Genomic DNA, 8273 nt, shown 5'->3' with positions numbered 1-8273 from the left:
GGTGGGAGGCGACGGAGACGGTGGCGTGGCCGGAGGGCGGGGAGGCGTCGCTGCGCGTCGGCCGGACGGGCCGTGGGCCGACCGACGTCACGCTCGGGGCGTCGCGACGCCTCGTGCTGCGGAGCGGTTCGGGCGGCGGCCGTGTGGAACTCACGCCGAGCCTCGCGCTGGACGTCGCGCCGTGGGCGCGGGGGGAGGGACCGCCGCGCTGGGTGCGGCACGGGCTGCAGGTGGCCTCCGCCGACTGTTGCGGTCGCGTGGCGGCCGGGTACGTCGCGGAGGACGGCGAGGTGCGCGTCGACGTCCGTCTGACGCTGCCGCCGTTGGCGCTCGAGGGCCCCCCGCCGTTGCGCCTTCCGGCCCGGATCGAGGGGTACGGTGGGACGCCGTGAAGCGCATCGACCGCGCCCTGCTCGCCGAAGCGATCCCCGCGCTGGTGTTCGGGGCGGTCCTGTACGGGGTCTTGGCGATCACCAGCGCGACGCTTCCGCGCCTCACGTGGCTGGCGGGCGCGAGCGTCGGGGCGTTGTTGACCTGGTTGGCGGCGCAACTGCCGACGGCGCTCGCGCAGACCCTCCCGATCGCCCTCGTCCTGGCGACGCTGTTGACGTTCGGGCGGATGCGGGCCGACAAGGAGATCCTGGCGTTGTTGGGGGGCGGCGTGCCGCTGGTGCGGATCCTGGTGCCGTTGTTGGCGGCGGGCGCGGTGGCGACCCTGGCGACCCTCGCGGCGTACCAGTGGGTGACGCCGCGGACGCACGCGTACGTCGCGAGCGAGTACTGGCGCATGACGGCCGGCAGCACGGGGTTGTTCCGCCTCGCGGGGCGCGCGCTACCGGTCGGCGACTTCACGCTCGCCTTCGAGCGGACGGTCGACGGCGGGCGGGCGGTGGAGGACGTCCGCCTCGAGCGGTGGGACGGACGGCGCCTCACGCTCGTCACCGCCGACCGCGCACGGTTCGTGGGGACGGCGCTCGAGCTGCGCGGCCACCGGACGGTGGTGGTGGACCTGGCGGCGCTCGACGCCCCCGCGGAGGACGCGGCGGCGCGCCTTCGCGCCTTGGTGCCGCTCGATGCGCGGGCGGCGAACCCGGACGATCCGCTCGAGGTAGTGCTCGGCGTGGACGAGGAGGCGCTCGTCGCGCGCTACTCGCGCGGGGGGTTCGAGGACGACCGGTCGCTGAGCGAGCTCGCCCGCGATTGGCGGGGCGGAGCGCCGGACGCGAACGCCCGCCGGACGGCGGGCGTGACGTTGATGCGGCGCCTGGCGGAACCGTTCGCGAACGTCGTGTTGCTCCTCGTCGCGCTGCCGTTGTCGCTCGGGTGGGTGCAGGGGCGGGGGGTGGCGTTCGGCGTGTCGCTCGTCGTGACGCTCGCCTGGTACCTGTTGTCCACCCTCGGGCAGTTCGCGGCGCAGACCGGCGCGGTGCCCGTCGCGGTCGGGCCGTGGATCGCGAACGTCGCGCTGGGCGTCGTCGGCCTGGGGCTGCTGCAGCGCCTGTCGCGGCGTCGCGCCGGCGCCTGACGCCGCGAAACGCGTCCCCGCGGACGCTCCGGCGTCCCGCCCGGTGGTAGCCTGACGTCGTGATCGACGTCGCCGGCGACCGCCTGGACGCGAAACTCGACTACCTCGACGGCGCGGGCCTCGCGCGGGTCCGGGACGCGTACGCCGTCGCGGAGCGCGCGCATGCCGGCGTCCTGCGCAAGTCGGGGGAGCCGTACATCACGCATCCCGTCGCGGTGGCCGGCCTGCTGGCGGACATGCACCTCGATGCCGACGCGTTGTGCGCGGGCCTGCTGCACGACACGGTCGAGGACACCGAGGTGACGTTCGACGACGTCGAGGCGCGCTTCGGGGTGACGGTGCGGCGCATCGTCGAGGGGGAAACGAAGATCAGCAAGCTGGCGGTGCGCGTCTACGCCGACGAGCAGTCGGAGAACCTCCGCCAGATGCTGCTGAGCATGGTGAGCGACGTCCGGGTGATCCTCGTCAAGCTCGCCGACCGGCTGCACAACATGCGGACGCTCGAGGCGATGCCGCCCCACAAGCAGCAACGCATCGCCAAGGAGACCCTGGAGATCTTCGCGCCGCTCGCGCACCGTTTGGGGATCAGCCACATCAAGAACGAGCTCGAGGACTTGGCGTTCCGCTACCTCGAGCCGGAGCGCTACCGGCAGTTGGCGCGGCAGGTGCGCATGCGGACCGAGGAACGCGAAGCGATCGTCGCGTCGGCGATCGCGACGTTCGAGGCGCGCCTCGCGGAGGAGGGCCTGGCGTTCGAGGTGTCGGGGCGCAGCAAGCACCTGTACTCCATCCACCGCAAGATGCACCGCGACAACAAGGGCCTCGAGCAGATCTTCGACCTCACCGCCATCCGCGCGGTCATCGACCCGATGCGCTCGAAGACCGAGCTGGTGGGGGAGGAGGCGGAGAAGGCGGTCTGCTACCGCGCGCTGGGGATCGTGCATTCCCTCTGGACGCCGATCCCGGGGCGCTTCAAGGACTACGTCGCGGTGCCGAAACCCAACGGCTACCAGAGCCTCCACACGACCGTCGTCGGGTCGCTCGGGCACCCGATCGAGGTGCAGATCCGGACGCGCGGCATGCACGAGATCGCCGAGTACGGCGTTGCCGCCCACTGGGCGTACAAGCAGGGCATCGAGGACGGCGAGGAGGTCCGCAAGCGCCTGACGTGGATGCAGCAGCTGCTCGAGGCCGACGCCGACGCCGACGACGCCGGCGCGTTCGTCGACGCCGTCAAGCACGACGTGCTCGGCGAGCGGGTGTTGGTGTTCACGCCGGCGGGGGACGTCCTGAACCTGCCGCGCGGCAGCACCCCCATCGATTTCGCGTACCAGGTGCACACCGAGGTCGGCCACCGCTGCATCGGGGCGCGCGTCAACGGCGACATCGTGCCGCTCGGGCACCCGCTCGCGACCGGCGACCGGGTCGAGGTCCTCACGAACCGCAGCAGTACCTACGGCCCGAGCCAGGACTGGTTGAACCTGACGGTCACGCGCAGCGCGAAGCAGAAGATCCGGCACTGGTTCCGGGCGCGCGAACGGACCGAGAAGCTCGAGACCGGCAAGCGGGCGCTCGAGCGGGCGCTGCGGCGCAAGAACCTGTCGGTGGCGAACCTCACGACCCGCGCGAAGTTGGAGCACGCCACCCGCGAACTCCTCGCGAGCGAGTCGCCGGACGACCTGTACCTCGCGCTCGCGAACCGGCGGCTTCACCCCCGCCAGGCGGTGGAGGTCCTCGCGCCGGAGACGGCGGGGCAGCGGGAGAAGAGCGTCAAGACGGTGGAGGCGCCGCGCAAGAGCATCGGCGGGGTGTTCGTCGACGGCCTCGACGCGCCCGCCAACCTGGCGCAGTGCTGCAGCCCCGTTCGCGGCGACGACGTCGTGGGGTACATCACCCGCGGGCGGGGGGTCAGCGTCCACCGGGTGGACTGCCCGAACGTCCGGCACCTGGTGCACGCCGAACCGGAGCGGTTCGTGAACGTCACGTGGGACCTCCCGTCGGGCGAGGTGTTCCCGATCGACCTGGAGATCATTGGCATCGACCGCCCCGCCCTCCTCAAGGACGTGCTGGACGTCCTGGCGGGCATGAGCAAGTCCGCGACGCGGGTGAGTGCGGACGTGCAGTCCGCCACCGAGGCGCGCATCCACATCCGCGTCGACGTGCGCGACCAGAACGAGATCGAGTTCCTGAAGGAGATGTTGGGCCGCATCCAGGACGTCTCGCGCGTGTTCCGTGCGCGGCCGGGGATCAAGGGATGAGCGGGGCGACGACGTCGGTCCTGTTCGTGTGCCTCGGCAACATCTGCCGCAGCCCGACGGCGGAGGGGATGTTCCGCGCGAAGCTCGACGCGGCCGGCCTCGCCGACCGCGTCCGGGTCGACTCCGCGGGGACCGGCGATTGGCACGTCGGCGAGCCGCCGGACCCCCGCATGCGCGCCGCGGCGTTGGAGGTCGGGGTGGACCTGTCGCCGCTCCGTGCGCGCCAGGTGCGCCCGGAGGACCTGGACGCCTTCGCATTCGTCGTCGCGATGGACGGCGCGAACCTCGCGGCGCTCGAGGCGATGGCGCCCGGGCGGGCGGTCCGCATGCTGGATTTCCTGCCGGCGGGGGTCGAGGGGCCCGCGGACGGCGACGTGCCCGACCCCTACTTCGGGGGGCCGGACGGCTTCGCGGACGTCGTCGCGCTACTGGATGCCGCGACCGACGGCCTGCTGGCGGCCCTGCGGGCGGACCTGGACGGGGTGGAGGTCGGGGCGCCCACCGCGGGGTGAGGGGCGTGCGGCGCGGGCCGGCACGAAACGTCCCGCCGGGGGTCGACGGCGCCTGACGATCACCCCTTATGGCTGCTCCTTCCGGCCTGACCAGGTTCGGGGGTCGCCACCGCGTCGAGCCGGCGGGACGCGTAGGGTGTACCACGCCGGGGCGCCCGGTCGCCGCGGCCACGCGACGCGGGGCGGGTGGGCATCCGTCACGTCGGGGGTCGCGCGGTCCCGTAGACTGAGGCGTGGACGCGAGTCATCGGCTCGGTCCCGCACTGCCCCAGGGCGCGCGGCCCTCATTCATGCTTCGTCCGCGTCGCCCGCCGAGAGGAGCGCATCATGCGCACACGCAGCACGCACGGCTTCACCCTGATCGAGCTGCTGATCGTCATCGCGATCATCGGCATCCTCGCCGCCGTCCTCATCCCCAACCTGTTGGGGGCCCGCACGGCCGCCGTCGAGCGCGCCGCGCAGGCGCACGGCTCGAACGTCTACACCGCCGTCGTCGCGGAATCCGCCGACTCCGGCGACGATCTGGCCACGGCGCTGGACGCCTTCGATCTCTCGGGAGGTGACTGCGAGGCCGAGGCGACGTCGACGAGCGGGTACGGCTGGAGCGCCGCGCCGGGGGGCGTGACGTGCACGGTCACCAGTAGCGGGAGCGACGTGACGGTCACGACCGAGGCGGGCGACGCGACGTTCATCAACGGTCGCGCGCAGTAGGGCCGACCCCGGGTCGCTGCAGGCGCAGCGACCGCCCGGGTATCGTCGCGGCGAGTCCTTCGGGGCTCGCCGCGACGCGTGGGCGTCGCGGCGGGAGGGAGGCCGGCGTGCGGGACGATGACGAACGCGTCCACGAGGACGGCGCGACGCGCGAGCGGGGCTTCGCGACGGCGCAGGTGCACGCGGGCCAGGAACGGCCCGACCCCGCGACCGGCGCGCGGGCGGTCCCGATCCACGCGACGACGTCGTACGTGTTCCGCAGCGCCGACCACGCCGAAGCGGTGTTCGCCGGGACCGCGCCGGGGGACCGCTACGCCCGGATGGACAACCCGACCGTCGCGGCGTTCGAGGCGCGCCTCGCGGCGCTCGAGGGGGCGGGGGCCGGCGGCACCGTGGCGTTCGCGAGTGGGCAGGCGGCGACGACGATCGCGATGCTCGCGCTCGCGGCGCCCGGCCGGACGTGGGTCGTGAGCGAGCAGGTGTTCGGGGGCACCGCGTCGGTCGTGCGAGAGGTCCTGGAGCCGTGGGGGGTGCGGGTGCGCTGGGTGGCGCCGGAGCCGGACGCCGTCGCCGCGGCGCTGGACGAACGCGCGGTCGGGGTGTGGGTCGAGTCGATCGCCAACCCGAGCGGGCACGTGCCCGACCTGCCCGCCCTCGCTGACGTCGCGCACGCGGCGGGCGTCCCGCTGGTGGTGGACAACACGTGGGGCGCCGGGGGGTTCCTGTGTCGCCCCCTCGCGTGGGGCGCGGACCTGGTCGTGCACTCCGCCACGAAGTGGATCGGGGGGCACGGCGTCGCGATGGGCGGGGCGCTGGTCGACGGCGGCCGCTTCGCGTGGGGGGCGGACCCCGACCGGTTCCCCGCCCTGCATCGGCCCGACGCGCGCGGGCGTTCGCCGCTGGCGAGCGCGCCTGCGGCGCCGGTCGCCGCCGCGGCGCGGCGGCTGGGGCTCGCCACGATGGGGATGACGTTGTCGCCGCACACCGCGTTTTCGTTGCTGCAGGGCCTCGAGACCCTCGACCTGCGGGTCGGGCGGGCGAGCGCGTCGGCGCTCGCGTTGGCGCGCGCGTGGCGGGCGCTGGACGGCGTCGAGACGGTCGTCTACCCGGGGCTCGAGGACCACCCGTCGCACGCCGTCGCCCGGCGCGTGCTGCGGGGCGGCTTCGGGACGGTCCTCACGGTGCGGTTCGCGAGCGAGGCGTTGGCGCGCGCGACGCTGGACCGCGTCCGGTTGATGTCGCACCTCGCGAACGTGGGGGACGCCAAGACCGTCGTCATCCACCCGTGGACCACGACGCACGCGGGGCTCACGCCGTCGGCGCGACGCGCGGCGGGGGTGACGCCCGCCGACCTGCGCATCTCGGTCGGGATCGAGACGGTCGCGGACGTCGAGGCGGACCTCGAAGCGGCGTTGGCGGGCGCCCGCCGGGCGGTGGGGGCGTGAAGGAGCGCGACCCGCGGCGGGGGGCGCCGGCCGGCGCGGAGGACGACGCGCCGTTGCGCCTGGTGCACGAGACGTGGGGCGACCACGAGGCGTTGCTGGCGCGCACGCGGGGGCTGCCGGGCGGACGGGTGGGGCGCGTGCGGACGCGGACGATGCGCATCGCGGACGCGCACGACCCGTTGCCGCTGGAGCGGGGCGGGACGCTGGCGCCGGTCGATCTGGCCTACGAGACGTACGGGCACCCGAACGCCGCGGGCGACAACGCCGTCCTGGTCGCGCACGCCCTGACGGGGAGCGCGCACGCGGCGGGGACGCACGACGACGAGCAGGTGCCCGGTTGGTGGGACCCGTTGATCGGGCCGGGGAAGGCGATCGATACCGACCGCTTCTTCGTGGTGTCGATCAACGTCCTGGGCGGGTGCTACGGCTCGACGGGCCCGGCCAGCCTCCGGCCCGACGGGGCGGCGCCGTGGGGGCCGGCGTTCCCGCGCTACACGATGCGCGACGTCGTGCGGGCGCAGAAGCGGCTGCTGGAGCGGCTCGGGGTGACGCGGCTCGCGGCGGTGATCGGCGGGTCGATGGGCGGCATGCAGGTCCTCGAGTGGGCGGCGATGGAGCCCACGTTCGTGGGGTCGATCGTGCCGATCGCGAGTTGTGCGCGGCATTCGGCGTGGGCGATCGGCTTGAACGCCGTCGCGCGGCGCGCCATCACCGCCGACCCCGCGTGGAACGGGGGGCGCTACCCCCTCGAGGCGCAACCGGAGGCGGGGTTGGGGTTGGCGCGGGCGGTCGCGATGATGTCGTACCGGTCGTTCGACTCGCTGGAGGCGAAGTTCGGGCGGGACCGCGTCGACGCGTCGCGGGAGGCGGACGCCGCCGCGGACGAGGGCCGCTCGGACGTGCTGGCGCGGATGTTGTCGGTCGGGTTCGAGATCGAGAGTTACCTCGCCTACCAGGGCGTGAAGTTGTCGCAGCGGTTCGACGCGAACACGTACCTGTACCTGACGCGGGCGATGGACGACCACGACCTGGCGGAGGGACGCGGTCCGTTGCGGGAGGTGCTGGGTGCGATGACGATGCCGGCGTTGGTGCTCGGCATCGATACCGACGTGCTGTACCCCGAGGCGGAGCAGCGCGCCATCGCCGAGCGTCTCCCGAACGCGCAGTACGCGACGCTCCGGAGTCCGCACGGGCACGACGCGTTCCTGATCGAGTTCCCGCAGCTCGCGGCGCACCTCCGGCGGTTCCTGCAGGCCCTCTGAGGGCCGGGAGGCGGGACGCGCGGCCGTGGGGGGCGTCAGCTCCGCAGGGCGTCGCGTACGGTGCGCGCGACGCGGTCGACGTCGGCCTCCCCGAGCCGCGGGTGGATGGGGAGCGACAGGACCCGTCCGGCGGCGTCGGCGGCGACGGGGGGCGTGGCGTCGACGACGTACGGCGCGAGCGCCGGCTGGTCGGGGAGGGGGACGGGGTAGAAGCGCCCCGACGCGACGCCGGCCGCCGTGAGGGCGGCCGCGACGGCGTCGCGGCGGGGGGCGGGGACGCGGATCGTGAACTGGTGGTGGACGTGCTCCGCCCGGTCGGGGGGGAGCACCACGTCGGGGGCGCCGTCGAGCGCGGCGCGGTAGGCGGCCGCGACGCGGCGTCGGGCGGCGCGGTCGGCGTCGACCCACGCGAGTTTCGTGGACAGGATGGCGGCCTGCAGCGCGTCGAGGCGGGAGTTGTGGCCGAGCGCCTCGTGCCGGTACTTCTCGGCGGCGGAGGAGCCGTGGACGCGGAGCCGTCGTGCGGCGTCGGCGACGGCGTCGTCGTGGGTGGTGATCAG

At 74.3% G+C, this 8273-nt stretch carries 8 protein-coding genes and 1 other RNA gene; 7 read left to right on the top strand and 2 right to left on the bottom strand.

Annotated features, from left to right (window positions below):
- The 4 genes from RI554_07165 to RI554_07150 all read left to right on the top strand — a co-directional run.
- On the top strand, positions 1-392 hold a 392-nt coding region (locus RI554_07165; GenBank protein MDR9391793.1), incomplete at its 5' end, for a hypothetical protein.
- Positions 389-1525: an LptF/LptG family permease gene (locus tag RI554_07160; protein ID MDR9391792.1), complete on the top strand. Its 1137-nt coding sequence runs from the start codon at positions 389-391 to the stop codon at positions 1523-1525. The genes RI554_07165 and RI554_07160, both read left to right, overlap by 4 nt.
- A 59-nt stretch (positions 1526-1584) precedes the next feature.
- Positions 1585-3783, top strand: a complete 2199-nt coding sequence (locus RI554_07155; GenBank protein MDR9391791.1) for a bifunctional (p)ppGpp synthetase/guanosine-3',5'-bis(diphosphate) 3'-pyrophosphohydrolase — start codon at positions 1585-1587, stop codon at positions 3781-3783.
- Positions 3780-4295, top strand: coding sequence for a low molecular weight protein-tyrosine-phosphatase (locus RI554_07150; protein MDR9391790.1), 516 nt, complete (start codon positions 3780-3782; stop codon positions 4293-4295). The genes RI554_07155 and RI554_07150 overlap by 4 nt, the downstream gene beginning before the upstream one ends.
- Positions 4296-4324: 29 nt before the next feature.
- Here RI554_07150 and ffs read toward each other — a convergent pair.
- An RNA gene (gene ffs, locus RI554_07145) (signal recognition particle sRNA small type) lies at positions 4325-4421 on the bottom strand.
- A 201-nt stretch (positions 4422-4622) separates the two neighbouring features.
- On the opposite strand from ffs, the gene RI554_07140 reads away from it, so the two are divergent.
- The 3 genes from RI554_07140 to RI554_07130 all read left to right on the top strand — a co-directional run bounded on the left by RI554_07140 (position 4623) and on the right by RI554_07130 (position 7713).
- Positions 4623-5006, top strand: a complete 384-nt coding sequence (locus tag RI554_07140; GenBank protein MDR9391789.1) for a type II secretion system protein — start codon at positions 4623-4625, stop codon at positions 5004-5006.
- Between the two features lie 107 nt (positions 5007-5113).
- Positions 5114-6451, top strand: a complete 1338-nt coding sequence (locus RI554_07135; protein ID MDR9391788.1) for an aminotransferase class I/II-fold pyridoxal phosphate-dependent enzyme — start codon at positions 5114-5116, stop codon at positions 6449-6451.
- Positions 6448-7713 carry a homoserine O-acetyltransferase gene (locus tag RI554_07130; GenBank protein ID MDR9391787.1) on the top strand — a complete coding sequence of 422 codons (1266 nt, stop codon included), beginning with the start codon at positions 6448-6450 and terminating at the stop codon, positions 7711-7713. The genes RI554_07135 and RI554_07130 overlap by 4 nt, the downstream gene beginning before the upstream one ends.
- A 35-nt stretch (positions 7714-7748) precedes the next feature.
- On the opposite strand, the gene RI554_07125 is transcribed toward RI554_07130, so the two are convergent.
- A partial coding sequence (locus RI554_07125; GenBank protein MDR9391786.1) for a DegT/DnrJ/EryC1/StrS family aminotransferase occupies positions 7749-8273 on the bottom strand: 525 nt, incomplete at its 5' end.

It is taken from the genome of Trueperaceae bacterium, from assembly GCA_031581195.1.
GTDB lineage: Bacteria > Deinococcota > Deinococci > Deinococcales > Trueperaceae > SLSQ01.
This window is presented reverse-complemented; position numbering and strand designations above follow the sequence as displayed.

What these genes read in the sequence shown, in the direction of transcription:
- RI554_07150 (MDR9391790.1), top strand. Translation starts at nt 3,780, where the DNA reads ATGAGCGGGGCGACGACGTCGGTCCTGTTCGTGTGCCTCGGCAACATC.
- RI554_07140 (MDR9391789.1), top strand. Translation starts at nt 4,623, where the DNA reads ATGCGCACACGCAGCACGCACGGCTTCACCCTGATCGAGCTGCTGATC.